Source organism: Bacillus glycinifermentans (assembly GCF_001042475.2).
Taxonomy (GTDB): domain Bacteria; phylum Bacillota; class Bacilli; order Bacillales; family Bacillaceae; genus Bacillus; species Bacillus glycinifermentans.
This window is the reverse complement of the sequence record NZ_LECW02000009.1, coordinates 1-726: the sequence shown is the minus strand read 5'-3', so window position 1 is coordinate 726 and position 726 is coordinate 1. Positions and strand designations below refer to the sequence as shown.

Sequence of the window (726 nt, the reverse complement as noted above, 5' to 3'; positions counted from 1 at the left end):
CGGGTTGCTGCGGGAGCGATAGGTGCCGCCGGATACATCCCGGTTGTCGGGTGGTTCGGGAAAGGTGCTAAAGGGATCAAAGGCGCATACAGCATGTACAAAGCCGAAAAGGCTGTCACAACAGTTGATAAAGCCCTGGCTGCCTATAGAACACCGAAAACATTCCAGGCTTTGAAAAACTCTGAAAAGGGTCTATACGGTCTAGCCGCGGCCAACGGGTTCAGCGAAACAATCACCGGCCGGGATATGTTCGGAAACAAGATTTCCGATGAACAAAGACAAGATAGCTTTAACCGAGCTTTATCCATGATTGGAGCATTTGGCTTGCGTGGAGTTAACACAAAGCTAAATGTTAAAAAGCCGGATGCCCCCAAAAGACCTTCTTGGCGACAATCAGAAGTCGATGTAGGAAAGGACTATCCTAATTACAGTGCTCAAAAGTCATTTATAGACGGCAAAGAAGTTCCATATGGAAAAAAGGGAAGCTCTCGACCGGATTTTTATAAAAAAGGCCATAGCATAGAGGTGAAAAATTACAAAATAACCACACCAAGTGGAAGAAGTAGACTAGTGAACAATGTTTCAAAACAAGTCGAAAAACGCTTGACGGAATTGCCAAACAATACAAAACAAACTGTTATCATAGATATTAGGGGCCAGTCGGTTTCTGAAGAGATAATGGATGATCTGTATGATAGAATCATGAAAACGGGTTAACCCCCTAAT

The 726-nt window shown here is 43.9% G+C and carries 1 pseudogene; it reads left to right on the top strand.

The window, feature by feature from the left end:
• A pseudogene (locus AB447_RS26195) lies at nucleotides 1-717 on the top strand (hypothetical protein); the annotation flags it as partial.
• Between the last annotated feature and the right edge of the window lie 9 nt (nucleotides 718-726).